This is a genomic window from Pollutimonas nitritireducens, assembly GCF_002849615.1.
In the GTDB taxonomy this organism is placed as follows: domain Bacteria; phylum Pseudomonadota; class Gammaproteobacteria; order Burkholderiales; family Burkholderiaceae_B; genus Pollutimonas; species Pollutimonas nitritireducens.
This window is the reverse complement of the sequence record NZ_PDNV01000002.1, coordinates 1-25,366: the sequence shown is the minus strand read 5'-3', so window position 1 is coordinate 25,366 and position 25,366 is coordinate 1. Positions and strand designations below refer to the sequence as shown.

The 25,366-nt window shown below is 57.5% G+C and carries 20 protein-coding genes; 12 read left to right on the top strand and 8 right to left on the bottom strand.

Annotation, left to right across the window (positions count from 1 at the left end; genetic code table 11):
* The first annotated feature begins 80 nt into the window (after nucleotides 1–80).
* Both rpiA and phoU read left to right on the top strand, forming a co-directional pair.
* Nucleotides 81–764, top strand: coding sequence for a ribose-5-phosphate isomerase RpiA (rpiA, locus tag CR155_RS02555; protein WP_102068437.1), 684 nt, complete (start codon nucleotides 81–83; stop codon nucleotides 762–764).
* 152 nt (nucleotides 765–916) lie between these two features.
* Nucleotides 917–1,642: a phosphate signaling complex protein PhoU gene (phoU, locus tag CR155_RS02550; protein ID WP_102068436.1), complete on the top strand. Its 726-nt coding sequence runs from the start codon at nucleotides 917–919 to the stop codon at nucleotides 1,640–1,642.
* Between the two features lie 64 nt (nucleotides 1,643–1,706).
* On the opposite strand, the gene CR155_RS02545 is transcribed toward phoU, so the two are convergent.
* Nucleotides 1,707–1,979, bottom strand: a complete 273-nt coding sequence (locus CR155_RS02545) for an oxidative damage protection protein (RefSeq protein WP_102068435.1) — start codon at nucleotides 1,977–1,979, stop codon at nucleotides 1,707–1,709.
* A 75-nt stretch (nucleotides 1,980–2,054) separates the two neighbouring features.
* Nucleotides 2,055–3,413, bottom strand: coding sequence for an amino-acid N-acetyltransferase (gene argA / locus CR155_RS02540; protein ID WP_102068434.1), 1,359 nt, complete (start codon nucleotides 3,411–3,413; stop codon nucleotides 2,055–2,057).
* A gap of 79 nt (nucleotides 3,414–3,492) precedes the next feature.
* Here argA and hrpA point away from each other — a divergent pair, with 79 nt between their 5' ends.
* The 8 genes from hrpA to CR155_RS02500 are packed head-to-tail and all read left to right on the top strand — an operon-like array spanning nucleotide 3,493 to nucleotide 16,683.
* Complete coding sequence (hrpA, locus tag CR155_RS02535; RefSeq protein ID WP_102068433.1) at nucleotides 3,493–7,365, top strand: ATP-dependent RNA helicase HrpA; 3,873 nt, start codon at nucleotides 3,493–3,495, stop codon at nucleotides 7,363–7,365.
* 36 nt (nucleotides 7,366–7,401) lie between these two features.
* On the top strand, nucleotides 7,402–10,893 hold the full coding sequence (dnaE, locus tag CR155_RS02530) for a DNA polymerase III subunit alpha (protein WP_102068780.1): 3,492 nt from the start codon (nucleotides 7,402–7,404) through the stop codon (nucleotides 10,891–10,893).
* Nucleotides 10,890–11,990: a glycosyltransferase family 4 protein gene (locus CR155_RS02525; RefSeq protein WP_102068432.1), complete on the top strand. Its 1,101-nt coding sequence runs from the start codon at nucleotides 10,890–10,892 to the stop codon at nucleotides 11,988–11,990. The genes dnaE and CR155_RS02525 overlap by 4 nt, the downstream gene beginning before the upstream one ends.
* A complete protein-coding gene (locus CR155_RS02520) occupies nucleotides 11,987–12,829 on the top strand; it encodes a polysaccharide deacetylase family protein (protein ID WP_102068431.1) in 843 nt (280 codons plus the stop codon). The genes CR155_RS02525 and CR155_RS02520 overlap by 4 nt, the downstream gene beginning before the upstream one ends.
* Nucleotides 12,826–13,587, top strand: a complete 762-nt coding sequence (locus CR155_RS02515) for a glycosyltransferase family 2 protein (RefSeq protein WP_102068430.1) — start codon at nucleotides 12,826–12,828, stop codon at nucleotides 13,585–13,587. The genes CR155_RS02520 and CR155_RS02515 overlap by 4 nt, the downstream gene beginning before the upstream one ends.
* A gap of 41 nt (nucleotides 13,588–13,628) precedes the next feature.
* Nucleotides 13,629–14,765 carry a glycosyltransferase family 4 protein gene (locus tag CR155_RS02510; RefSeq protein WP_102068429.1) on the top strand — a complete coding sequence of 379 codons (1,137 nt, stop codon included), beginning with the start codon at nucleotides 13,629–13,631 and terminating at the stop codon, nucleotides 14,763–14,765.
* A 23-nt stretch (nucleotides 14,766–14,788) separates the two neighbouring features.
* Nucleotides 14,789–15,496, top strand: coding sequence for a polysaccharide deacetylase family protein (locus CR155_RS02505; protein WP_102068779.1), 708 nt, complete (start codon nucleotides 14,789–14,791; stop codon nucleotides 15,494–15,496).
* Between the two features lie 41 nt (nucleotides 15,497–15,537).
* Entirely contained in the window at nucleotides 15,538–16,683 is a 1,146-nt protein-coding gene (locus tag CR155_RS02500; RefSeq protein WP_102068428.1) for a glycosyltransferase family 4 protein, read from the top strand.
* A 131-nt stretch (nucleotides 16,684–16,814) separates the two neighbouring features.
* Here the strand turns inward: CR155_RS02500 and CR155_RS02495 are convergent, their stop codons facing one another.
* The 4 genes from CR155_RS02495 to CR155_RS02480 form a co-directional block, all read right to left on the bottom strand.
* On the bottom strand, nucleotides 16,815–18,200 hold the full coding sequence (locus CR155_RS02495) for an FAD-binding oxidoreductase (RefSeq protein WP_102068427.1): 1,386 nt from the start codon (nucleotides 18,198–18,200) through the stop codon (nucleotides 16,815–16,817).
* A gap of 197 nt (nucleotides 18,201–18,397) precedes the next feature.
* Nucleotides 18,398–18,661 (bottom strand): YkgJ family cysteine cluster protein, encoded by a 264-nt coding sequence (locus tag CR155_RS02490; protein ID WP_102068426.1) that lies wholly within the window; start codon nucleotides 18,659–18,661, stop codon nucleotides 18,398–18,400.
* Nucleotides 18,662–18,664: 3 nt separating this feature from the next.
* Complete coding sequence (locus CR155_RS02485; RefSeq protein WP_102068425.1) at nucleotides 18,665–19,429, bottom strand: YdcF family protein; 765 nt, start codon at nucleotides 19,427–19,429, stop codon at nucleotides 18,665–18,667.
* Between the two features lie 20 nt (nucleotides 19,430–19,449).
* Nucleotides 19,450–20,406 (bottom strand): glycosyltransferase family 9 protein, encoded by a 957-nt coding sequence (locus CR155_RS02480; protein WP_102068424.1) that lies wholly within the window; start codon nucleotides 20,404–20,406, stop codon nucleotides 19,450–19,452.
* A 119-nt stretch (nucleotides 20,407–20,525) separates the two neighbouring features.
* On the opposite strand from CR155_RS02480, the gene msbA reads away from it, so the two are divergent.
* Both msbA and CR155_RS02470 read left to right on the top strand, forming a co-directional pair.
* The gene (gene msbA, locus CR155_RS02475; RefSeq protein ID WP_102068423.1) at nucleotides 20,526–22,307 is read left to right on the top strand and encodes a lipid A export permease/ATP-binding protein MsbA; all 1,782 of its coding nucleotides are present in this window, start codon (nucleotides 20,526–20,528) and stop codon (nucleotides 22,305–22,307) included.
* A gap of 19 nt (nucleotides 22,308–22,326) precedes the next feature.
* Nucleotides 22,327–22,749, top strand: a complete 423-nt coding sequence (locus CR155_RS02470) for a hypothetical protein (RefSeq protein WP_102068422.1) — start codon at nucleotides 22,327–22,329, stop codon at nucleotides 22,747–22,749.
* Here CR155_RS02470 and rng read toward each other — a convergent pair.
* Both rng and CR155_RS02460 read right to left on the bottom strand, forming a co-directional pair.
* Nucleotides 22,742–24,205, bottom strand: coding sequence for a ribonuclease G (gene rng / locus CR155_RS02465; protein ID WP_102068421.1), 1,464 nt, complete (start codon nucleotides 24,203–24,205; stop codon nucleotides 22,742–22,744). The genes CR155_RS02470 and rng overlap by 8 nt on opposite strands.
* 55 nt (nucleotides 24,206–24,260) lie before the next feature.
* Nucleotides 24,261–24,557 (bottom strand): hypothetical protein, encoded by a 297-nt coding sequence (locus CR155_RS02460; protein ID WP_102068420.1) that lies wholly within the window; start codon nucleotides 24,555–24,557, stop codon nucleotides 24,261–24,263.
* Between the last annotated feature and the right edge of the window lie 809 nt (nucleotides 24,558–25,366).

Genomic DNA, 25,366 nt, shown 5'->3' with positions numbered 1-25,366 from the left:
CCCCGGGCCATGAACACCAACCAGTACATGTCCATCGAACATCGTCACACTTGTTATTGCATACGCCAGGAATCTTCATCATGCTTACCCAGACCGAGCTCAAACAGAATGTCGCCCAGGCGGCTGTTCAATACGTTCTCCCTTTCTTGACACCGGAAACCATCCTTGGCGTGGGTACCGGTTCCACGGTGGATATTTTCATCGACAGCCTCGCTCCGCACACAAGCCGTTTCCGGGGCGCGGTGTCCAGCTCGGAACGCAGTTCGGCGCGCATGGCGGCGCTAGGTATCCAGGTCTTTGACTTGAACGACGTACAGGCGATGCCGTTTTACGTCGATGGCGCCGATGAAATCGATCGCGGACTCAGCATGATCAAGGGCGGGGGCGGGGCGCTGACGCGCGAGAAAATCGTGGCCTCGGTGGCCGACCAGTTTGTGTGCATCGTGGACGAATCCAAGCAAGTCGACCACCTGGGTCGGTTTCCCCTGCCGGTGGAGGTCATACCGATGGCACGGGAGTCCGTCTCGCGTCAGTTGGCACAGTTGGGAGGCAAGCCCTCCTTGCGTAGCGGTATCGTTACGGATAATGGCTGCCAGATTCTCGATGTATCAGGCCTGAGCATCTCCCAACCCGCACAGCTGGAATCGCGCATCAACAACATTCCTGGTGTCGTCAGCTGCGGCCTGTTTGCGATCGCAGGTGCCGACGTGGTGCTTGTCTCGACGCAAGGCGGTGTACGGCAACTCAAAAAAAACGCGTCATAATGGTGTCATGATCTGCGTGTAGCCTTGCTGCGGTGACACCCGCGTCAGCCACATGCCTGCATGCGATCGCCGCGGCGTATGTAGTGCACACAAATCGCGCCCATGGTGCTACGCTATTTATTTATTGATTCCTGTATTGACCGAAGGCTGACATGTCCGAGCATACCAATAAGCAGTACACATCCGACCTTGAAACCACGCGTTCCCTGTTCCTGCAAATGGGCGGGCTGGTCGAGGCCATGGTTAAAGACGGAATGGAGGCTCTGGCAACCGGGGATCTCAGTCTGGTCGATCAGGTGCGTGAACGTGAAAAGGAAGTCAATCGGCTCGAGGTGGAAATCGACGAGCGCATAGGCTTGCTGATCGCGCGCAACCAGCCCACCGCCGGTGACCTGCGCCTGTTGCTGTCCGTCTCGAAAATGCTCACCGATATGGAACGTTGCGGCGACGAAGCCGAGAAAATTGCCAAGATGGCGCGCCGCCTGCATGAATCAGATGTTCGCTACGAACCGGTGGTCGAGCTGCGGCATATGGCGGGTTTTGTCACAACCATGATACGCGACTCGCTTGACGCCTTTGCCCGCCAGGACCCCTTGCATGCTGCCCAGGTCGTGCGTAACGACAAGGAAGTTGACAAGGAATGGAAGGGATCGTTGCGCCACATCATCACCTATATGATCGAAGATCCGCGCACGATTTCACGATCCATAGATCTTATATTCATTGCGCGTGCCCTCGAACGCATAGGCGATCACGCCAAGAATATGTCCGAACGGGTCATCTATATGGTGCGCGGCGATGACGTACGCCATACCGGCATCAAGAACACCGAGCGCCTAGCCCGTGGCGAACCAATAGACGAAGACAGCGAAGTCTAAGGGCCTTTCTGGCGCTCCGCCAGCCCGAGCCCCATGTGCATCGCCGCGGGGCCGGGCATTTGCCTTAATCGGACGGGGGTACGTAACCCTGAGCCTCGACATCGGCATCGTCGAACAAAAAGCTTTCCATCTGTTGAGCCAAATACTTGCGTGCCCGGGCATCGGCGAGGTTCAGCCGGTTTTCATTGACCAGGCGGGTTTGGGTATCCATCCACTGCGCCCAGGCATCCTTGGAAACGCTTTGCCAGATGCGCACTCCCAGGTCGCCGGGATAGGGCGGATAATCAAGGCCTTCTGCCTCGCGTTTGAGCTTTACACACTGAACCATACGTGCCATGACAGTCTTACCTTTAGAACAAGTTATCCAACCTGGGTATTGTACCCAGGGTTCCGCGGCAAGGTCCCAGCCGCTCTAGAGTTTCTTGATGAAAACCAGGCTATTGCGTGAACGGTTGTAATGTGCCTGGCGCTCTTTGGGAAGATCCGAAATCCCGCCTTGCACGAAGCCGCGCTTGATAAACCAGTGTGATGTGCGCGTGGTCAGCACAAACAGCCGCTTGGCGCCCATGGCGCGAGCCTTGGACTCGGCATGGCGCAGCAGTACTTCGCCTTCGCCGGAACCTTGCCATTCCGGCTGGACAATAAGGCAGGCCATTTCCGCCATGTTTTCTTCCAGGTACGGCATCAAGGCCACGCAACCGTAAATCACACTGTCATGTTCCAGCACGGTGAATTTTTCGACGTCACGTTCTATCACTGATCGACCGCGCGGCACCAGAGTACCGTCTGCCTCGAGCGGCTCGATGAGTTGCACGATGGCACCGACGTCATCGACGGTGGCGGGGCGCAAGTCGTCCAGCGTATCTTCCACAACCATGGTTCCGACGCCGTCGTGGGTGAAAATTTCGAGGAGCACGCTGCCATCGAGTGTGTAGGGCACCAGGTGCGCGCGCGCAACGCCGCGTTTTACAGCACGTGAAGCGTGGGTCAGGAACGAGGAAGTGTCTTCCTCGAGCGTGCCGGACGCCAGCAGCTTGTCGGCATCTTCGCGAGCCAGTTCTGTATCGACGGAACCATCTTCATTGCAGACCGTCTTATTCTGAGTGAGGAAAATGAGCTTCTCCGCGCGCAGGGCGATGGCGGCGCTGGTCGCGAGGTCTTCCATGGCCAGGTTGAAGGCCTCGCCCGTCGGTGAAAAACCAAGGGGCGAAAGCAGTACTATTGCGCCTTGGTGAATTATCATCTTTATGGCGTCGATATCCAGCTTGCGCACGGCGCCTGTGTGTCTGTAATCGATCCCGTCTATAACGCCTACCGGACGAGCCGTGACGAAATTGCCGGAAATGACGCGGATCTGCGCATGCGACATTGGTGTATTCGGCAGCCCCTGGCTAAACGAGGCTTCGATGTCAAGCCGGATTTCGCCGGCGGCTTCTTTGGCACATTCCAGCGCTTCGTCGCTGGTGGGTTCGGTGCCGCGACCGAACTGGGTCGCGTAGCCTTTCAGCTTGAGCTGGTCGTTTACTTGCGGACGCGAGCCATGCACCAATACAAGCTTGACGCCCAGTGCCGATAGGAGCGATAGATCTTGTATCAGTGCATTGAGCGCATTGTCGCTGACCAATTCGCCGCCAAAGGCGACGACGAACGTCTTGCCCCTGAAGTCGTGCACGTAGGGCGCGACCTCGCGAAACCACCGTACGAATTGGGCTGGGGCGAATTCAGGCGCGTCCTGCGCAGAGAGAGTGGAATCGATGTCGCTAGAGGTCATGAGGTGATGTAATGTGTCCGCAAATGTTGAGGTCCGGAGCAAAATTATAATGACGGACTGCCCACTAAAAAGAAGTTTCATGCAAGAGCAACCCGATTTGTCGGAAAACCAACACAAAGCCAAGACCACGAAGCCCTCAACCGGGCGAAACGCGCCGCGTCGCCCGCAGGCCAGGTCGGGGATCAAGCGGGCCTTGCCGCCTGTCAACTACCCCGAGGACTTGCCCGTAAGCGCGCGTCGAGACGATATTGCGGCGGCGATCGAGGCGAACCAGGTGGTGATTGTTTGCGGCGAAACCGGTTCAGGCAAGACCACCCAATTGCCCAAGATCTGCCTCGAGCTGGGCCGCGGCCAGGACAAAATGATAGGCCACACGCAGCCGCGCAGGCTGGCGGCCACGTCTGTAGCCAAGCGGATTGCGGAAGAGCTCAAGACCGAACTGGGCGACTGGGTGGGGTACCAGATACGGTTCAACGACCGTACGGGTCCCAATGCTGCAATCAAATTGATGACCGATGGGATTCTCTTGGCCGAGTCGCAGCGCGATCCGCTGCTGCGTCGTTATGACACTATCATTATCGACGAAGCCCACGAACGCAGCCTCAATATCGATTTCCTGCTGGGATTCCTCAGACAGTTGCTGCCCAGGCGTCGTGACCTCAAGGTGATCATCACCTCCGCGACTATCGATGCGGACCGCTTTTCCCAGCATTTTGCACAGAATGGCAGGCCCGCTCCGGTCATCGAGGTATCCGGCCGCTTGTATCCGGTCGACATTGTTTATCGGCCTGTCATGCAGGACAAAGAAATCGAAGGCGTCGAGCCTGGAAGTCGACGGGCCAATGCCGACGAGGAGCGCGACCTCATCGACGCGATCGTCGAAGGCGTAGCGGACTGCGCCCGCCATGGTCCGGGCGATGTGCTGGTGTTCCTGCCTGGCGAGCGCGAAATCAGGGAGACGGTCGAAGCGCTGCGCAAGAGCCATCCGCCCAGCACGGAAGTGCTTCCGCTCTATGCCAGGCTCTCCCAAGGTGAGCAGGAGCAAATTTTCCGTCCGCAAAGCAATGCACGCCGTATCGTACTCGCCACCAACGTGGCTGAGACTTCTCTTACGGTGCCGGGTATCCGTTACGTGGTGGATAGCGGACTGGCACGGGTCAAGCGTTATTCCTGGCGCAACAAGGTCGAGCAATTGCGTATCGAACCCATAAGCCAGGCATCGGCGAACCAACGGGCGGGACGCTGCGGCCGTATCGGTCCTGGCGTGTGCATACGGTTGTACGACGAGGCGGATTTCAAGAACCGCGCCGCGTTCACCGACCCGGAAGTACTGCGCTCGTCATTGGCATCGGTCATTCTGCGCATGAAGGCGCTGAAGCTGGACGATATCGAGACCTTTCCTTTCGTGGACGCGCCCACCGGCCGCGCCATTGCAGACGGCTACCACCTCTTGCAGGAACTGGGTGCCCTTGACGAGGACAATCGCCTGACCGAAGTCGGACAAGCCTTGGCGCGCCTGCCCGTCGACCCGCGCCTGGCGCGCATGATACTGGCGGCCAAAGACCACGAATGCCTGGCCGAAATCCTGATCATCGCGTCGGCGCTGTCCGTTCAGGACCCACGCGACAGACCTATGCAAGAGCGCGAGGCATCGGAAGCGGCTCACGCCAAATTCGGCGACGAGAAGTCTGAATTCTTGTCATACATCAAGCTGTGGCGATGGTATGGTGAACAGGTCGAGCACAAGGCATCGCAGCGCAAGCTGGTGGCGCTGCTGCGGCAGAATTTCCTGTCGCCGCTGCGCCTGCGCGAATGGCGCGACGTGCATAGCCAGCTGGCTTCCATTGTCGGGGAGCAGGGCTGGCGCATGAACACCCTCGATGCAACCTATGAGCAGACCCATCTGGCCCTGCTCTCCGGACTGTTGGGAAATATCGGCCTGAAAAGCGAGGATGGCGGCGCCTACCAGGGCGCCCGCGATATTCGTTTTACCATTCATCCGGGCTCGCGCCTGGTCAAGAAGGCCGGACGCTGGATAGTCGCCGCCGAGCTGGTGGAAACCACGCGCCTGTACGCGCGCTGCGTCGCACGGATAGATCCCGTATGGCTGGAGAAAGTCGGTGCGCACCTCATACGGCGCAGCTGGTCCGATCCGCGTTGGGAAAAAAAGGCTGGTCAAATCGTCGCCAACGAGCGCGCCACGCTTTATGGTTTGCCGGTCTATACCGGACGCCGGATCCACTACGGCAAGGTCGATTCCGTTCAGGCGCGGGAGCTGTTCATCCGCCAGGCGCTGGTACCGGGAGACATAGAAACCTCTTTGCCATTTATCCAGCACAATCGCCAGCTGATCGCATCCATAGAAAAGCTGGAGCACCAAACCCGGCGGCCGGATATTCTGGTGGACGATGCCCTGATCTATGCTTTCTATGATCAGCAGATACCCGCCGAGATATGTCAGACCATAACGCTGGAAAAGTGGTTCAAGCGTCTCGATAAACAACAGGCGCAAGCGCTGATGCTGACCCGCGACGCCTTGATGCGGCATGACGCCGCCGGTGTCACGACCGACGTCTTTCCTAAGAAGGTGGAATGGCAGGGGGTGCAGATGGCGCTCGACTATCATTTCGAGCCGGGCTCGCCGCGCGACGGCGTAACGCTGACCGTCCCGCTTTTCGCTTTGAATAAGATCGATCCCTTACGCTGTGAATGGCTGGTGCCGGGCATGCTGAAGGAAAAAGTCCATTTGCTGCTCAAGTCGCTTCCGCAGAAGATCCGTCGACATTGCGTGCCCTTGCCCGACTATGCCGCCGGATTCGTGGACCGATGGTTCGATCAGGCATCCGATCCGGAGGAGGGGCTGTTGGAGGCCATAGGCTCGGACATGTGGACGCAGCTTAAGGTTCGGCCGTTGCGCACCGATTTCAAGGTGGAAACCTTGCCGACCCATTTGCTCATGAATTTCAAGGTCGTCGATGAGCACGGTCGGATGCTGTCTGGCGGGCGTAATCTGGACCAGCTCAAGGCCGAGCATGGCAAGCAGGCCCAGGCATCGTTTCAGAAGTTCGCGGCGCGCGATGAGCAGGTTGCCCAAGCCCTGGCTCACGAGAAGCTAACTGACTGGACTTTTGGTGCTTTGCCCGAGATCATGGAAATACGTCGCAAAGGGCAGTCCTTCGTGGGCTATCCGGCGCTCGTGGATCGCCAGACGCATTGCGACCTCGATGTCTATGACGATCCGGGGGAAGCGCGGGTGCAGCACCACGCGGGACTGCTACGGCTTTTCCGCCTAGCATTACGCGAGCAGGTGAAGTTTCTGGAAAAGAATCTTGGCGACCTGACCCGGATGAGCATGCTGTACATGAGCCTGGGTACACAGGAAGAACTGCGCGATCAGATCATCGATTGCGCGCTGGACCAGGCATGCCTCGCCGAGCCGTGGCCGAACAACCAGCAAGCGTTCGAATTGCGTCGCAGCGAGGGAAAAACCAGGCTGGGGCTGCTCGCCCAGGAAATTGCGCGGCTCACTGGCCAGATATTGACGGAATGGGCAGCGCTGCAGAAGAAGTTGCCGCAGGCCAAGCCCCATGCTGCGGCCTACGCCGACCTGCAGAAACAGCAAGCCCAGTTGATGACTAAATGGTTTGTGAAGGATACGCCTTATCGCCAGCTTACCCAGTACCCGCGCTACCTCAAAGCGGCGCTGGTGCGCATCGAGAAGTTGCGTGCCGATCCGGCCCGTGACAGCCGCCTGATGGCCGAGATGGCACCGCTGATCGTTCAGTATCAGCGCGCTCTTTTGGCGCTGAAGGGCGCGCCGGATGCACAGATGGATGACTACCGCTGGTTGCTCGAAGAGCTTCGCGTTGCATTGTTCGCACAGGAATTGCGTACGCCCATGCCGGTTTCGGTAAAGCGCCTGCAAAAAGCGTGGGCGAGCATGCAGCGCTAGGGCGCGCGAGGGTCGATCACTGGGTACAATTCGATGATGACCGAAGCGAATTCATCTCCTCTATTTGTACACCTGCGCATCCACTCCGAGTTTTCAGTGGTGGATGGTATTGGCCGCATCCCCGATCTTGTCGCGAAAGCCGCCGAGTATGGGCAGCCTGCCATGGCGCTCACCGACCTATGCAATTTGTTCGGTTTCATCAAGTTTTACAAGGCAGCCCGCAAGGCTGGCCTCAAGCCTATTGCGGGCGCCGATATCTGGCTGGAAAACGAAGTCGATCGTGAAAAGCCATTCCGGCTGCTCCTGCTTGCCAGCAGTCAACAAGGCTATCTGGCACTTTGCGAAATACTCAGCCGAGCCTGGCTCGAGAACCAGTATCGGGGTCGCGCCGAGGTGCGCCGCGACTGGCTTATGGGCAGAGACGGCCTTATCATGCTTTCGGGTGGCCGCCAGGGCGATGTGGGCCAGATGCTCGATGCTGGCAAACCGGCTGAGGCAGCCGTCCTTGCGGCAAGCTGGGCCAGGGCGTTTCCCGGCAGTTATTATGTGGAACTCCAGCGTGCAGGGGTCGATGGCGATGAAGCCTACGTACAGCAGGCTATGCGGCTGGCCGGCGAGCTCAGCCTGCCTGTCGTGGCGACTCATCCTGTGCAGTTTGTGCAGCGCAGCGATTTTCGCGCCCACGAGGCCCGCGTGTGTATTGCGGAGGGTGAGCAATTAGCCAATGCCAAGCGGGTGCGGCGTTTCACCGAAGACCAGTACCTGCTCAGCAGCCACGAGATGGCGCTGCGCTTTGCCGACGTGCCCTCGGCGCTGGCCAATTCCGTCGAAATCGCCAAGCGCTGCAATCTGACGCTGGTTCTGGGCAAACCGCACTTGCCCGACTTTCCTACGCCGGAAGGGATCACCCTGGATGACTACATGAGTCACCTGGCGGAAGAAGGTCTGGCTGTACGCATGGCCCAGTTGTTTCCGGACGAAACCGAGCGCCAGGCACGCTATCCGCAATATCTCGAACGCCTGCAATGGGAATGCAAGACCATCACCAGCATGGGCTTTTCAGGCTACTTCCTGATCGTTGCCGATTTTATCAACTGGGGAAAGAAAAACGGAGTTCCAGTAGGGCCGGGCCGCGGATCAGGTGCAGGTTCGCTGGTCGCGTATTCACTGGGCATTACCGACCTTGACCCCATTTGCTACGACCTGCTTTTTGAACGGTTCCTGAATCCGGAACGGGTTTCCATGCCCGACTTCGACATTGACTTCTGCCAGGACAATCGCGAACGCGTCATCGATTACGTCAAGCAGAAGTACGGAAAAGAGGCTGTAAGCCAGATCGCCACGTTCGGGACGCTGGGCGCCAAGGCGGTAGTCCGCGACGTCGGCCGTGTGCTGGAAATGCCTTATATGCTGTGCGATGGCCTGTCCAAGATGATTCCCTTCAGTCCGGCCGATCCCTGGACGCTCTCCCGTGCGCTAGCTGAAGAACCGGCGTTCAAGGAACGGTACGAGCAGGATGAAGAGGTCAGGGCGCTTATCGACCTGGCACGTCCGCTTGAAGGCTTGACCCGCAATATCGGCATGCATGCAGGCGGAGTACTGATTGCACCCGGCAAGCTGACGGATTTTTGCCCCCTGTATTGCCAGCCGGGTGTCGACAGCAATACCGTTTCACAGTTCGACAAAGACGACGTCGAGGCGGCTGGTCTCGTCAAATTCGACTTTTTGGGTTTGCGCAACCTGACTATTCTGGACTGGGCGGTGCGCTATGTGCGCCAGTTCAACGAGAGCAAGCGTGATTTCGACATCATGGCGCTCAAGCTCGACGACTTGCGGGCTTACAAGCTGCTCAGCGAGGGCAACACCACGGCGGTGTTCCAGCTCGAATCGCGCGGCATGAAAGAGTTGCTCAAGAATCTAAAGCCCAATACATTCGAGGACGTCATCGCGGTGCTGGCCCTGTATCGTCCCGGGCCGCTTGAATCGGGTATGGTGGTCGACTTCGTCAATCGCAAGCATGGGCGCGCCGAGGTCGATTATTTCCACAAGGACCTGGAACCGGTACTCAAAAGCACCTATGGTGTCATTGTGTACCAAGAGCAGGTCATGCTCATCTCGCAGATCATAGGCGGATACTCCTTGGGCGGCGCCGACCTCCTGCGACGCGCCATGGGCAAGAAGAAGGCCGAGGAAATGGCCGAGCATCGGGCCATCTTCGAGAAAGGAGCGGTCGAAAAAGGCTATGCGGCAGAGCTTGCCGTCAAACTGTTCGACCTGATGGAAAAGTTTGCGGGATATGGGTTCAACAAGAGCCACTCCGCCGCCTATGCGCTGATTGCCTACCAGACTGCCTGGCTCAAAGCCTATCACCCGGCCGAGTTTATTGCTGCCACCCTGTCTTCCGATATGGACGACACCGACAAGGTCCAGATTTTCTGGAAGGATGCGCTGGCCAACGATGTACGGGTATTGCCTCCTGACGTCAATGCGTCGGCCTACCGGTTCGAACCTGTCATCGACGAGCACTCGGCAAAAGGGCTGCCGCCACGCACCATGCGTTTTGGGCTTGGCGCGGTCAAGGGCACTGGGCAGGGCGCTGTCGAAGCCATTATCAAGGCGCGCCAGGAAGCGGGACCCTTCGTCAGCCTGTTCGACTTCTGCCGCCGCATCGATCGGCATTCCGTAAACCGCCGTAGCATCGAAGCGCTGATCCGAGCGGGCGCTTTTGACCAGATCGAAGAGAACCGTGCCGCCTTGCTGGCGACGGTGGGAAGCGCCATGGAGGCCGCCGAGCAGGCAGAGCGCAGCGCCAACCAGGTTTCCCTGTTTGCAGACGATGCCAACGACATTGTCGAAGGCGAATTGGCCAAGGTCTCGCCGTGGGATCTTCAGACGCGGCTGACGGAAGAAAAGGCGGCGCTGGGTTTTTTCTTTAGTGGCCATCTCTTTGATGCCTGGCGCGATGAGGTGCGACGTTTCGCACCGCAACCGCTGGCCCGTCTCGAGCCGTCACGAAGCCTGCAATGGTTTGCGGGCGTGTTGTCGTCGGTGCGGCCCAAGATGACGCGCCGGGGCAGGATGCTCTATGCCTTGCTGGATGACGGGTCGGCTCAGGTCGAAGTGGCCATTTTCAACGAGCTGTACGAGCAACACCGGAACCGTCTCAAAGAGGACCGGCTTGTCATCATCCAGGGCAAGGTCAGCAACGATGATTATTCCGGTGGGCTGCGTGTATCGGCCGAGTCCGTATTCGACCTGCAATTGGCTCGTGAGGCACGTGCGCGGAGCTTGCGTGTCACACTCAATGGCAGTGCCGACGCGCAGCGGCTGCGTCAGCTGTTGAACCCGTTCCGCGCGGAACCCGAGAACGGCGTGCCCGGCATACCAGTTGAATTGCGGCTCAAGCGCAACGAGTTTCAATGCACCGTACGTCTGGGCGAAGAGTGGCGCGTGCGCATGGCCGATACCATGCTGGAACAGCTTGCCGCCTGGGCGGAACCCGACGGCGTGGAGATCAACTACTTATGACACCATTGCGCATTTTGCATTCCGAAGCTGCCACAAGTTTTGGCGGCCAGGAACAGTATATTTTAAGGATGATGATCGCTATGCGCGAGCGTGGCCATTATCTGGAAGCCGTCTGCCAACCCCACGCCAAGCTCGCGCAGCGGCTGCGGGACGAGGGATTCACCGTCCACACCGCGTACATGGATGGCGCGGTCAACTTCGTCAAAGGTGTCATCAAAATCCGGCAGATACTTAGGAAGGGCCGCTTTGATGTCCTGAATACGCACAGCCGGCGCGATACGATACTGGCTGGGTGCGCTGCACGCCTGGCGGGCACGCCCCTCATCGTACGTACCCGCCATCTGGCCAAGAAGGTGGGTTCACTATTGTCGTATACGATCATTCCGCATCGCGTTACCGCGGCCAGCGACTTCGTGCGCAAGCACTTGATTTCCCGTGGCGTTCGTCCCGAGCACGTCGCTACCCTGTATCCGGCCGTGGACTTGCAGACTGTACCGGAACAATCGACGCTTCGACAGGAACTTCATCTGGCGCAGAACGATATTGTCGTCGGCTGCGTGGCAGTGATGCGCGCGCAGAAGGGACATCGCGACCTCGTCGACGCCATGGAGCCGCTCATCCGTGAACGGCCCAACGTGCATTTGGTATTTGTGGGCGGTGGATCCCCCGTGTTCGAAGAAGTACAGGCCTATGTCGCCGACAAAGGCCTGGGGAAGCGGGTGCATCTGCTGGGCGCGCGCCAGGACGTCCCTAATTTGCTGGCCGGCTTTGATGTATTTGCGCTGGCAACTCGCGAAGAGGCGTCGGGCACGGTATTCATCGAGGCCGGCGCTGCCGGACTGCCGGTGGTCGGTACAAAAGTAGATGGCGTTCCCGAAATGGTGCGTGACGGCATCAACGGCTTTCTGGTGCCGCTGGATGACCAACCCGCAATGACTCAGGCGCTGAAGCAACTTATCGACGATCCCGCACTGCGCCGCAAGATGGGTGAGGCCGGCCTGATGTTCTGCAGGGTCGAGCGCCGGTTCAGCGCAGAGTCCATGGCCGAGCATGCTGAAAACAATTACGTGCGTTGGCTGAAGGAACGGACATCATGAGGTGTGCGCAGACGGTGCCGGTACTGATGTATCACCATGTCTCTCCTGTCGATGGCATGATCACGGTATCGACGACGAATTTCGAGAATCAATTGCAGTGGCTGCAACGCCGTGGCTACCGTTCCCTTTCCAGCGATCAGTTCGCGGGCCATCTGAATGGACTAGCGGTTCCCCCAAAGTCCGTTCTCATCACCTTTGACGACGGCTATCTCGACAACTGGGTGTACGCCTATCCCTTGCTTAAGAAGTATGGCTACACCGCGCTCGTTTTCCTGGTGACTTCCTGGATAAAAGACGGCCCGCCGCGGCATTGCCTGGGGCAGGGCGAACTGCCCGAGACGCCTTCGCATCGCGAATGCGAGCGACGCATCGAAGCTGGCCGCAGCGACGAGGTCATATTGCGCTGGAGTGAAATAAAGGCCATGCGCGCTGACGGCGTCGTCGAGTTTCACAGTCACACGCATACGCACACCCGCTGGGACCAAACGACGCCGTCGGAGAAAAACCAGCATATGACCCAAGAGCTTGCCGCAAGCCGTGCGGCCCTGGTGGAAAACCTTGGCGAGGTGTCCCAGCATTTCTGCTGGCCCCAGGGCTACTTCGATGCCGAATACAGTCGGCTGGCCCAAGCGGCGGGATTTCGTTATCTCTATACGACCAAGGCTTTTGGACAGAATCGGGCCGGCACGGACCCCGCACACATTTATCGCTTCGCGGTTCGCAATACGTCGGGCAACTCGGTAGGGCGCCGCATCCAGGTTGCAAGCCATCCTGTCATCGGACCATTGTTCAATAAGTGGAAGCTATGGAAACGCGGCCTGCGCAAGAAGGGCGCATGACTCTGTCTGTCATCATCATTACCAAGAACGAGTCCGCACATATTGCCGACTGTATCGATTCAGTCAGTTTTGCCGATGAAATCATTGTGGTCGACTCCGGCAGCGTCGATGGAACGCGCGAAATAGCGCAGGCCAAAGGCGCCAAGGTCAGTGTGACCAGCGACTGGCCCGGATTTGGCCAACAAAAAAACAGGGCGCTGGACCTGGCCAGTGGCACCTGGGTGTTGTCCATCGACGCCGACGAACGGGTGACGCCGGAATTGGCACTCGAGATACAAAAAGAACTCGCAGCCCCCCGTTCCGAAGCCTACAAGATTGCACGGCTTTCCAACTTTTGCGGGCGTTGGATTCGCCATAGCGGCTGGTGGCCAGATCACGTATTACGCCTGTTCAAGCGTGGTACCGCGCGCTTTAAAGACGTAGCGGTACACGAAAGTGTGCAGACCGCCTCGTCCGTCTCGACGCTGAAAAATCATTTTCTGCATTACCCCTATGCCGACTTCGAATCGTTCATCGCGAAGATCAATCATTACTCATCCGAGGCGGCAGGCATTATGCACGCCAATGGACGCCAGACCAGTGTACTGGGCGCCACGGGTCATGCCATATGGACGTTTATTCGAATTTACCTGATCCGCCGCGGGTTTCTCGATGGCAAGGAAGGTTTCATTTTGGCAACAATGGGCGCTGCTGGCAGTTTTTTTCGTTACAATAAGTTGCTGATGCTAAATAAACAAAATAAACAACGATACGGCTAAGTCCATGAGGGCTCGCCATTGTAGGATGCTGCGGGCCCACGATGAAAATCCTGATCACCGACATACACCATGGAAATGGTGGCGGCCATGTCACTTACGTCATGAGTCTGTTGAAAGGGCTGAAAGACGACGCCGATCTCACCATTGCGGCACCCCCGACAGGGCGACTTTACAGGTACGCGGCCGGCCTGCCGGGAGTCCGCGTGTTGCCTGGGCTCTACACTTCCAGGCCGCTTTCTTTATTCAGTGAAGTCAGGCTTCTGCGAAGGTTTCTGAAACAGGAGCGCTTCGATATCATTCATGTAAATGGGGGGGCCGATCACCGCCATATTATGTTAGCCAGCCTAGGATTGCGACATCGTCCTGCAATTGTCTGGACCAAGCACAATACCAATCCGGTTTCCAGTTTAGGGCATCGCTTGCGCGCCAAGTTTGGTACCCACATATCCATTGCGGTCTGCGATTACGTTGCACGGATGTTGTCAGAATCGAATTACAGGCGTCACCCCATTCATGTTGTTCGGAACGGAATCGATATTGATTCCTTGCGGCCGGTTACTGCATCTGTGAAGCATGACTGCAGGCAGCAATTATTCGGAACGCTGAGCGATGCTGTGGTGGTATTACGCAGCATAGGTGGGACTGATTACAACAAAGGATGGCTGGTTCTTGCGGAGGCGATCTCGCGTCTGGACCCGGACTGTCGCAGCCGTTTCCGCATGGTGGTTGCCGGTGATCCACCCTCGCAAGAAATGCTGGACAAGGTAGCGCTTCTCGGTTTGCAGAACCAACTCGTGTTTCCAGGCTTGGTCAAGGATGTGCGCACGGTCCTGGCTGCTTGCGATATCGGCTTTGTACTTTCATATCGTGAAGCAGCCTCCTATGCCAGCTGCGAGACCATGGCTATGGGCTTGCCAGCGCTGGTTTCGGACGCCGGCGGCCTGCCAGAAAACGTTCGAGATGGGCTCGATGGGTGGGTGGTGCCAGCCGGTGACGTTGATGCGTTGGTCCGGCTATTGAACCAGGTATCCGCTGACCCTTCTTGCCTATCGGAAATGGGACAATCAGCGCGCACGCGGGTGGAGCAGGTATTCTCCACGCCCAGCTTTCTGGAAGGCACCAAAAAGGTCTATGAACAGGCTCGAGATTTGGTACGGAAGCTGCCCGCGCCGATATAATCGTTTGCATGATACCTATCCTCATGTACCACCAGATAGGGCAGCCCGCACCCAAAGGCACGCCCTATCGCAGTCTTATCGTCCACCCCGCAGATTTCCGACGGCAAATGACATGGCTGCGGCGCTTCGGTTATCGGGGCCTTTCCATGCGCGGCCTCATGCCTTATTTAAGTGGCGAGCGCCAAGGCAAAGTGGTGGGCATAACATTCGACGACGGCTACCGCAATGTCTATCAGCATGCCTTGCCGATACTGGTGCAGCAGGGCTTTACCGCCACTAATTATTTCGTCGCCCGACAACTGGGCGGCGGCAATGTATGGGACCGGGAGAAAGGCATAGCCCATTCCGACCTCATGTCGGTCGATGAAATGCGGGCGTGGGCAACTGCCGGCATGGAGGTCGGCTCGCATACGCTGGACCATCCCTATTTGCCCAAGCTTTCTCCGGAGCTTGCCGATCAGCAGATCCGGCAGTCTCGGCATGAACTGCAAGACGCCATTGCCGCAGAGGTTACGGCCTTCTGCTACCCCTATGGTGGAGAGACCCCGGAACTGCGCGCCATGGTGCGCAATGCCGGCTATCTCAATGCCACTACGACGCAGGGTGGCTTGGCCAACTCCTCCGACGATATCTATGGTTTGCCACGGGTAACGGTGGCAAGATCCACCAATATCTTTCGCTTTCTCCAGAAATGCATGACGCGGCTCGAAGAGAAACGACGCAACGCTTAGGCCCGGCCCAAGTGGCTTTTATTCACACTGATTGCACGCCTATGCCGACGCAGAGACTCAGAATAGCTTTTGTAGTAGATCGATTCGGTAATCGTTTTGGCGGCGCCGAAGCTTATGGTGTCGCCTTGATGCGCGAGCTGGTACGGGATCACGACATCACTGTGTATGCACGCGAATACGATGACGCGTGCGATTTGCGATTGCCTTTCGTGCCTCTGCGCTCATGGTCTCGCTGGCCAAGCTGGATCCGTGTACTGATTTTTGCGTGGCGGGCCCGTATGGCCACCCGCCACAACTACGATATTGTTCATTCGCACATGAATGGATGGTGTGGCGACATAGAAGTGGTCCATGTCACACCGGTGCGATATAACTGGCGTGTCCGTCCGCTGCCTACAATAAAGAAGCTGCTTTCGTACGTCAGTCTGCGCGTCAATACGTATCTGAGCCTGGAGGCAAGGCGTGTGAGACCCCGGCCGGCGCATCGTACAGTGGCAGTTTCAGGCCTTATTGCAGAGCAACTGCGCCAGGCCTATGGTGCCGGATTTTCCTGCCCCGTCATTCCACCAGGAGTTACCCGCCCGCAGAACCTTTCCGTTGCCGATAGGGAAGAAGTCCGGAACGCCATGGGCTGGACACTGGATGATTGTGTATGCCTGCTGGTTGCCCGCAACCCACTACGCAAGGGCTTGCCCACCGTATTGAAGGCACTCCAAAAACTCCCGGAACATTTCAAGCTGCTGGTTGTCGGCGGCAATGCGAGCACTCGGGAATACATACATCGATCCGCAGCGTTTAGTTCGCTGGAAGACCGTATACGGTTGGTGGAAGAAACGCCTGATGTGTCGCCCTATTATTCGGCGGCGGACATTTACGTGCATCCGACCTTGAACGATAGCTTCGGCATGGCGCCGCTGGAAGCCATGTCATTCGGCCTGCCCGTCATCCTGAGCCCTGAACCATGGTGTGGTTTCGCCCAGTATGTGCGCGATGGGCACGAGGCCGTCCTCTTGAAGCACCCGGAAGATGCCGACCAACTGGCGCAGATGGTCCTGAAAATCAGCGATGACGCGGCATGGCGCGAACATCTGGTCCGGGGCGGTGGCCAAGTTGTGGACCGCCACAGTTGGCCCCGGGTGGCTGGCCGGTACGTGGAACTTTATACGGAAGTCCTCATGGAGCGTTAATCGAAGGCCGTTTGGCTTGAGTGTCACGTGGCACGCCGGGCACATCGGATGCCTGAACGGCGCAGAGAGGCGTCGATATGGTCCGATGGCCACGGCGACCAGGTGTACTGAGCGGGGATGTCCTCATTCATTCATGCCGGCACGATATTCTGGTTTATGTGGAATAGATTCTGCGGATCGTATTTCCGTTTGATCTGTGCCAGGCGATCATAATTCGGACCATAAGCGGCACGGACCCGATCGACCTCTTCAGAGGTCAGAAAATTGACATAAACACCACTGCTTGCATACGGTGCCGAGGCGTTGAAGAAATTGCGAGCCCACGCAATACAGCGCGTGTCGTCGGCGGGATCGTCCCACCTGCCATGCACATTCATCACAAAGCGGGCGTCTCGGTGGGCGTAAGCGGTGAAGTTCGGGGCTTTCCGGGTCGTCTCGCCACCAATTGCTCCGAAGAAAATTTCGCATTGTGGCGATGGAAGCCTTCCTATGTAGTCGATGACGGCATCGAACAGGCCGTCATCGAGCTTTGTGAAATTGTGGGATTTCCAATAATTGCGTGCGCCCGGCGCCAACAGCGGGTCAAAGGTTTTTTGCCAGTCAACATAAGGCTGAACGCCGGTGTGCTCGCCCAGCAAGGTGCCAAAGCCGCGCAATGGCGCGATGGCCTTTTCACCATCTTCAGGGGGGCCTACATAAAGCATCGCGAGGACTACGATCTCCTGTCCATGAACATCGGACGGTAGAAAAGGCAGTGGCGGTGCTTGCCGAAGGACAGCCCATACCGTAAGTTCGTCGGGGGCGGCTGCGATGAAGTCACGGTATTGCCGAAGCACCGCTTTTGCCTCGGATACCGGGTACACCATCAGGCCGCTCAACAGGTTTGGTCCAACTGGATGAAGCTTGAATGTAAATTCGGTTACCGCACCGAAGTTGCCTCCTCCGCCCCTCAGTGCCCAGAACAGGTCAGGATGTTCGGTCTCATTGGCATGGAGTAGTCTGCCATCCGCCATAATGACTTCTGTTGATTCCAGGTTGTCTACCGTCATGCCGAATTTTCGGCTGAGCCATCCAAAACCTCCACCCAGCGTCAGGCCCGCTACGCCAGTGGTGGAGTTGATGCCTAGCGGCGTGGCGAGGCCGTGCTTTTGTGTGGCAGCATCCATGTCGGCAAGTGTCGCTCCGCCTTCCACAGTAGCATGGCGAGCGGCGGGGTCGACGTTTACGGCCTTCATGGCTGAAAGATCAATCACGATACCGTCATCGCAAATGGCATTGCCCGCGATGTTGTGCCCTCCACCCCGCACCGCGAGCAGAAGTCCTTTATCCCTTGCAAAATCGACAGCCCGGGCGACGTCCCGAGTGGCGGAGCATCGTGCAATCAGCGCAGGGCGCTTATCGATCGTTGCGTTCCAGATTTTGCGTGCATTTTCATATAAGGAATCGCCGGGAAGTAGGATATCTCCGCCGAATCCTTCTTTTAATTCCTTGATGTTCATGGCTTGAGCAGTGGTCATGGCGCGCTCCATAGTCGTTGTGCGCCCAGTGCACCGACTATGCTGCTGAACGCAGAACTCGCCGGATACCCTCCGGCACTCGATCAAAGGGTGCGTCGTCTGGCCTGCGCCCTTTGTCCACTGTTCAATATACGCTTGAGCAATACTTCGTCGATAGGGGTCCGAGGTTTATTTTTTGTATCTGCAACCAAAGCCCCTTATCGCTGGTTTGGCGCGGTGATTTCTTCCAAGTATCCGAGCCATTGCAATGCGTACTCGCGGTTTATTCCGCACATGATAGGTTCCGGCCGCAAGGATGCGCAAACACTTGGCCGTTCAGGATGGCCGAAGATCAAACATTGTTCGTTCTCGTCGAGCTGGACGCAGCGGACTCCTGCCTCCTTTCCATTGGGCATGCCGGGAATCGGACTCGAGATGGATGGTGCGATGCAGCAGGCGCCGCAATGACGACGACATTCCATGGTTCAAATCCAGCCGCGTACCCAATACACCAGCAGGCCGACGTATTCCTTTACGATGGAACGGCTGGCCTGCAACGCTCGCATGCTGGGTTGCCAGAACGAGAAACCTTGATCGTCAGGCACCACGATTTGCGGTGCTGATGGGGCAGCTATTGCATCAACCCCCTGTTTTTTGAAGACGGCCATCGCGCGCGGCATATGAAGCGCCGAGGTCACCAGCAGTACACGGTCGATATTGCGCCGTTTGAGCTCCTTGCTGGTGTTCACCGCATTCTCATAAGTGGTAAAACTGTCACTCTCCATGACGATCGCTTGTTGGGGAATGTTTTGTTGCGCGAGAGCATTGGCCATGATTTGCGCTTCGCTGATATTGCCTTCCAACGCTGCGCCTGACACGATGATGAGCGGAGCGCGATGCGCCTTGTAAAGAACGGCTGCGGTATCGACACGGGCCGTGGCCGTGCCGCTGTCGTAGGGTTCGAACCAGTTCAGCCGGTTATTTGCGGTGCTTCCTCCCAGCACGACGATGGCCTGCGCACTGGGCAGCTTCATCGGCATGCTATGCGGATACAGCTGTTCCAGGCGCCCGCCGGCCCATAAGGACGATGCAGGCAAAGACCAGAACAAGGCCCAGCACAGGCCGATCACGGCAAAAAAGAAAGCAGTCTTGCGCTGTCGCAGCATAAACAGTACAACACCGATCACCAAAAGCGTGATGCTCAGGTTCAAGGGAATCACCAGGTTGGTCAGGAAACTTGATAGTGTCATGCGTGCCGTTCAATTTTCTTCTATTGCAATAGGACAAGAACCCGTTGCTCAGTTTCCTCGAGAGTAGGCCATGCGTGCGCTGACCCCAGGCAGCTCGCATTCTCGGACCAAGGGCCGGTACGCTCGCGCTGCGTTACGCCAAACAAGGAAAGCTGTCGAGCATTGGTTGCCGCAGCGAGATGGGAAACTCCCGAATCGTTGCACACGACCAGCGAAGCAAGTCGGGTGAGTGTAGCAAACGCGCCCAGGCGCAGCGGAGGAAGGCAGATCGCGGTGGGGGCATTCGTCCTGGCAGCTTCTGCTTCAGTCGCTGGTGGACACATGGCCACTTTGTAACCACGTTGCTGCAGGCTTCTGGTCAGCGCGTCGAAATGCGGCCATACCTTGGCTTTGCCTCGATGCAGGCCCGTCGCAGTCGGCGCAATCAAAATGAACTGACCAGCGGAGAGGTCTGCCCCGCCGAGCGCATGCATCGCTTCAGCGCGGTGTCTGTCGGTAAGTTGAAGGCCAAGGCTCGGCGGTGGATCGGCTGGCGGCGGTAGTTGATTCCATCGTTTCAGCGCCTGGCTGGTAATGAAATACCAGGACTCCACGGCATGCAAGCGCGCCGCAGGTTTATTGATCGGCCAGCGTAGTATCAAGCTGCGCCCATCGTCACGATATCCGGCGCTTGGAACCCCCGCAAACTTGAACACCATGGCACTGGACAAGGAGTCCGTAAGCAGCAAACCTCGCGGATGAGCGTGCTGGGCTTTCTTGCGAAAGGCATGCACGGTGGCGCGGTCTTCACGCCATCGTCCTTTCATTTCTATGAAACCGCCCAGTTTGTAGGCGGAGAGCAGATCCCGGGCCCACGGCCTTGCGCATACCACGATGGGCAGGCGGGTGTTCAGCAAGGCATGCAAGCTGGGCAGGCTCATGCAAACATCGCCGATCCAGTTGGGTAGACGCACATAGATAGCTGAAAGATTAGGCATGTATTGCAGGCAGTAGCGGGGAAGTATGATGGCTGATATTCTTGTTCAACGACGCATGCACGGCCATGCCTTGGCAAGAACGCTAAAATGATGCATCCATTAGTATATAAGCGAGTTAATTGTTGAAGTCTTCCCCTCAAGCCACTTCGTCACATTCTGATCCCGTTAAATTCGAACTGTGGCGTCGGATCTACACTCGCGTCGGAGTCTATTGGAAAGCGGTACTTGTGGCGGTCTTACTGGTAAGCGTGGCGGCGGCGACCCAGCCGACGCTGGCCATCATCATGAAACCTTTGCTGGACCAGGGTTTTTCCGGCAACAAGCCTTCGTATATCTGGTCGATTCCGCTGGCTGTCGTCGGACTGATGTTCCTGCGCGGTATCTGCAGCTATGGCAGTACCTATCTGCTGGCCTGGGTGGCCAACAATATGCTGCTGGGACTTCGCAAAGAAATGTTCCAGCGTTTGCTCGGACTTTCCGACGAGCATTTCAAGCGCGGCGACTCCGGCCGGCTGTTGAACCGATTCACCATTGATGCCGGCACCGTCACAGGACTCGCCACCGAAGTGATAACGGTGGTGGTACGCGAAACATTGGTGGTTGTGGCATTGCTCGCCGTCCTGTTGTACATGTCCTGGCAGCTCACCCTGATCGTGCTGATCATGTTGCCCGTTTCCACACTGATCGCCCGCGTCTTCATCAAGCGATTGCGGCGTATCAACCGCGAAACGATAGGCATGAACGCGGAACTGACCCGGGTGGTCCGCGAAGGCATCGATGGCCAGCGCGTCATCAAGCTGTTCGATGGCTATGATCGCGAGGCGGGTCGCTTCGAATACGTCAACGCCCGCTTGCGACGCTTCGCCATGAGGGCGGCGGGTGCCGACGCCGCCATGTCGCCGCTTACCCAGTTCTCCGTGGGCTTGTCAGTGGCTGCCGTCATCGCGGTCGCCTTGTACCAGGCCAATACCGAAGGGCTCACCGTGGGCAGTTTTGCAGCTTTTATGGCAGCCTTGGGCCAGATATTCGATCCCATGAAGCGTCTGACCAATATCGCCAGCGCCATGCAGCGTATGCTTATTTCTGCCGAAAGCGTCTTTACGCTGATCGATGAAAAGCCCGAGGATGATAAAGGTACGCAGACGCTGGCTCTCCCGGTAAAAGGGCGCGTCGAATTCAGTCATGTCTGTCACCGCTTTCCGACTTCCCAGACCGATACGCTTTCCGATGTATCGTTTCTTGCAGAGCCGGGGCAAACCGTGGCGCTGGTGGGTCGCTCCGGTAGCGGCAAGACCACGCTGGTCAATATGTTGCCGCGCTTCGTCAATCCACGCAGCGGAGAGGTGCGGATCGATGGACAGAACGTCAAGGACGTCCCCTTGCGCGATTTGCGCGCCCAGCTTTCGCTGGTCAGCCAGGACGTCGTACTCTTCGAAGGCACTATCGCGGAAAATGTGGGATATGGCTCGCTCCACGAGGCCAGCCGGGAAGAAATCCGCGATGCCCTCGATGCGGCGAACTTGCTTTCATTTGTCGAAGGTTTGCCCCAAGGCCTTGATACGCCTGTCGGCGAGAATGCCGGCCAGTTATCGGGCGGCCAGCGACAACGCCTGGCGATCGCCAGGGCATTGATCAAAAACGCGCCCATTCTTATTCTCGATGAAGCCACGTCCGCATTGGACAATGAATCCGAAAGGCAGGTACAGGCGTCACTTGAACTGTTGATGGCCGGGCGAACGACGCTGGTCATCGCCCACAGGCTTTCCACGGTCCAGAAAGCAGACCGTATCGTGGTGTTGGACGCCGGACGGGTTGTAGAACAGGGCCGCCACGAAGAATTGCTGGCATTGAATGGTTTGTATGCGTCGCTTTATCGCATGCAGTTCCGGGACGAGATTTGAACATGAACGAGAAAACAACATGAAGAAAATGACGATTATGGCTGCCGCACTGGTGCTGGCTGGTTGCGCCGCGGGTGCGGCGGGCCTGCGGCTGGTCGATTTGCGCGATCCAAAATATTCCCGGGGCGAACGCACCATTCCGCTAACTTTTCCCAAGATTCAGATGGCCTTGTTCAAGCACAAGGACGCATGCGGCAGTGCGCCGCATTTTTCAGTGGACCCGCGCCAGACGAACTACGCCACCATCGTCGATAAGCCGGCAGACGCTGAAAGTTTCGAACAGGCTGTGCTGGTTGATCTTGTCCAGTACCAGTCCACCATGATGGATGAAGAGCGAACGAGAGGGCAGATCTTCACCTACTATGCCGACACTGCCACCAAGAAGCGCGTTGACAATCTCTTCAATGCCATCCTGCATCCCGAGGTGTGCCCGGCTAAATAAGAACAATATCGTATTGTTCCTGGGAATAAAGGCTCTCGACTTCCAGCGAGATCGGCTTGCCGATGAAATCGCCCAGCATGGCAAGGTGTGAACTTTCTTCTTCCAGAAACAAATCCACGATGGCCTGTGACGCCAGTATTCGGAATTCTTTGGGATTGAATTGGCGCGACTCACGCAATATCTCGCGCAGGATTTCGTAGCACAGGGTACGAGGCGTACGCACATTGCCGCGCGACTGGCAGGTGGGGCAGGGTTCGCAGAGCTGGTGAGCCAAGGAATCGCGTGTGCGTTTTCGCGTCATTTCGACCAGGCCGAGCTGGCTGAATCCGCTGACCGTCATGCGGGTGCGATCCTTGGCCAGCGCCTTGTTAAGCTCGGCCAGCACCGAGCTCCGGTGGCCGGCATCGTCCATATCAATGAAGTCAAGAATGATGATACCGCCCAGGTTGCGCAGCCGCAGTTGACGCGCAAGTGCCACGGCCGCTTCCAGGTTGGTCTTGAATATGGTGTCGTCGAAGTTTCTGCCTCCGACGAATCCGCCGGTATTCACGTCGACAGTGGTCAGGGCCTCGGTCTGGTCGATGATCAGATAGCCGCCGGATTTCAGGTCGACGCGACGCGACAGGGCACGCGCTATTTCTTCATCGACATTGGCCGTATCAAACAGCGGTCGTTCGCCGCTGTAGTGGCGGATGCGGCTCAACACGGAAGGCGTGTAGGTGGCCGCCCAGTCCAGGAGTTCCTGTGCGGTGCTGCGGGAGTCCACCGTGATCATTCCAGTCGACGGCCCCACCATGTCGCGCAAAACACGCTGGGCCAGCGTCAGGTCGGTGTACAGCACAGATGGTGTAGGTTGGGACTTTGCTTTGGTCTGTATGCTATTCCATATCGTGCGCAAGTAGGACTGGTCCGCCCGCAGCTCATCGTCGGTGGCGCCCTCAGCCTGGGTCCGGACGATGAATCCACCGTTTTCGCCTTCCGGCATGAATGAAAGCACGCGTTCGCGCAATGAAGCCCGGTCTTCTTCCGATTCGATTTTCTGCGATATTCCGACGTGAGGGTCGTAAGGTAGATAAACCAGCATGCGTCCAGCGATACTGATTTGTGTGGAAAGCCGCGCGCCCTTGGTGCCCAGCGGGTCCTTGATGACCTGGACCATGAGCGACTGGCCTTCGAACAACAACTTCTCGATGGGAGTGGCAACCATGCCGTTCGAGCGCTCGACCCGGTTCTGCCTGAGGTCGGCAACATGAATGAAAGCGGCTCTTTCGAGCCCGATGTCGACGAAGGCGCTTTGCATGCCGGGCAGCACCCGTACCACTTTGCCCAAATAGATATTGCCCACATGCCCGCGCTGGATACTGCGTTCTATGTGCAGCTCCTGGACCGACCCTTGTTCGACCAGAGCTACACGTGTTTCGAAAGGCGTTACGTTGATGAGAATATCTTCAGTCATGTGCGGGCTTGTCTTCATTCTGATGAGCAGGTTTCCACTATAGGCTGTCTGGGCATTAGGTGGGAATTTTCTGTAGGCGCCGGACGAACATGGGTTTGACGATAAGCTCATGTCCTATGCGCTGCAAGTGGCTCCTGAGTGTCCTGGGCGATCTGCGACGCGGCTTGCGTCCGCTTCCCGGCCACCGAAAGGCGCGGTTCACATGGGAGAGCTGGATCGTCGCGGGTTCATTGGATGCGAACAGGCTTTCAAGCGCATTGGCCGATACGGATTGGACCAGTTGCGCGAAGCCGTTATCCAGGCAGACATCGTCTTCTAGAGTGACGGCATAGGGAAGGGTGCGCTCAACCATCTCTCTTCTATATATAGATGTGGCTCAGTGATGTTCCGATCCCGGCCCTGGCCAATGCGCCGTATTCTCTTTCGGCTCTTGTTCTGTCACATGGCTTTCGAGGACGTCTCAAACCAGGTTCCATCGAGCGGCGTCGCCCAGTAGGAGTCAAGGTTAACGACGAAGCAAGGCGTCTGCGGATTCATGATCATGCAATGTAATTAAGTACGGGTGTCGCTGATTATAGTGGGATGTCCACAGCTGATCTCCCCGCATTTCATGGATAAATCCCATATGGGTATTAATAAGGTGCCGATCGATACGTGAACTATTCTCTATAAAACAAGCCGTTCGAACTGCTTTCGCTACAGAATGGAACGGGCCGCTTCAGGTGGGTCGGACTATTGTCCTTAAAACGCATAGAACTGTGCTTTATCGATATATGGAAACGGTCGCGTGGGAGGCGCCCTATAGACCGATGTGTCAATTCAGCGGGTAAAACCGTCCCAATTCCGTCGCTTTTGCCTTCCCTCGGCCCATGCCCTGAAAATATTTTACGCGCGCCCCTAAAATATATTTCATATTTGTTTCAATAGCTTACGTGCGGGCCGTGCGCGTGGCGGCGGGTTTCTATTGATTTGGCCCGAATTGCGTTTGCGCGGCGCAAAATACCTGTGCTATAGTTTCGTTCTTCGCTGCTCTACCACCTAGGGTTTACCCGGGTTCTGGGCAGTAAAGCGCAGGCAAACGCAGGCTTTCGGGCCGCTGGGGCATGCGGCAGTGGCGCCAGGTTGGCGGTTTGTGTTGGTTAGGTCTTTAGGGCCACCGCC

Excerpts from the sequence above, each read along its gene's own strand:
- rpiA (WP_102068437.1), top strand. The coding sequence starts at position 81 with ATGCTTACCCAGACCGAGCTCAAACAGAATGTCGCCCAGGCGGCTGTT.
- phoU (WP_102068436.1), top strand. The coding sequence starts at position 917 with ATGTCCGAGCATACCAATAAGCAGTACACATCCGACCTTGAAACCACG.
- CR155_RS02545 (WP_102068435.1), bottom strand. The coding sequence starts at position 1,979 with ATGGCACGTATGGTTCAGTGTGTAAAGCTCAAACGCGAGGCAGAAGGC.
- argA (WP_102068434.1), bottom strand. The coding sequence starts at position 3,413 with ATGACCTCTAGCGACATCGATTCCACTCTCTCTGCGCAGGACGCGCCT.
- hrpA (WP_102068433.1), top strand. The coding sequence starts at position 3,493 with ATGCAAGAGCAACCCGATTTGTCGGAAAACCAACACAAAGCCAAGACC.
- dnaE (WP_102068780.1), top strand. The coding sequence starts at position 7,402 with ATGACCGAAGCGAATTCATCTCCTCTATTTGTACACCTGCGCATCCAC.
- CR155_RS02525 (WP_102068432.1), top strand. The coding sequence starts at position 10,890 with ATGACACCATTGCGCATTTTGCATTCCGAAGCTGCCACAAGTTTTGGC.
- CR155_RS02520 (WP_102068431.1), top strand. The coding sequence starts at position 11,987 with ATGAGGTGTGCGCAGACGGTGCCGGTACTGATGTATCACCATGTCTCT.
- CR155_RS02515 (WP_102068430.1), top strand. The coding sequence starts at position 12,826 with ATGACTCTGTCTGTCATCATCATTACCAAGAACGAGTCCGCACATATT.
- CR155_RS02510 (WP_102068429.1), top strand. The coding sequence starts at position 13,629 with ATGAAAATCCTGATCACCGACATACACCATGGAAATGGTGGCGGCCAT.
- CR155_RS02505 (WP_102068779.1), top strand. The coding sequence starts at position 14,789 with ATGTACCACCAGATAGGGCAGCCCGCACCCAAAGGCACGCCCTATCGC.
- CR155_RS02500 (WP_102068428.1), top strand. The coding sequence starts at position 15,538 with ATGCCGACGCAGAGACTCAGAATAGCTTTTGTAGTAGATCGATTCGGT.
- CR155_RS02495 (WP_102068427.1), bottom strand. The coding sequence starts at position 18,200 with ATGACCACTGCTCAAGCCATGAACATCAAGGAATTAAAAGAAGGATTC.
- CR155_RS02490 (WP_102068426.1), bottom strand. The coding sequence starts at position 18,661 with ATGGAATGTCGTCGTCATTGCGGCGCCTGCTGCATCGCACCATCCATC.
- CR155_RS02485 (WP_102068425.1), bottom strand. The coding sequence starts at position 19,429 with ATGACACTATCAAGTTTCCTGACCAACCTGGTGATTCCCTTGAACCTG.
- CR155_RS02480 (WP_102068424.1), bottom strand. The coding sequence starts at position 20,406 with ATGCCTAATCTTTCAGCTATCTATGTGCGTCTACCCAACTGGATCGGC.
- CR155_RS02470 (WP_102068422.1), top strand. The coding sequence starts at position 22,327 with ATGAAGAAAATGACGATTATGGCTGCCGCACTGGTGCTGGCTGGTTGC.
- rng (WP_102068421.1), bottom strand. The coding sequence starts at position 24,205 with ATGACTGAAGATATTCTCATCAACGTAACGCCTTTCGAAACACGTGTA.
- CR155_RS02460 (WP_102068420.1), bottom strand. The coding sequence starts at position 24,557 with ATGGTTGAGCGCACCCTTCCCTATGCCGTCACTCTAGAAGACGATGTC.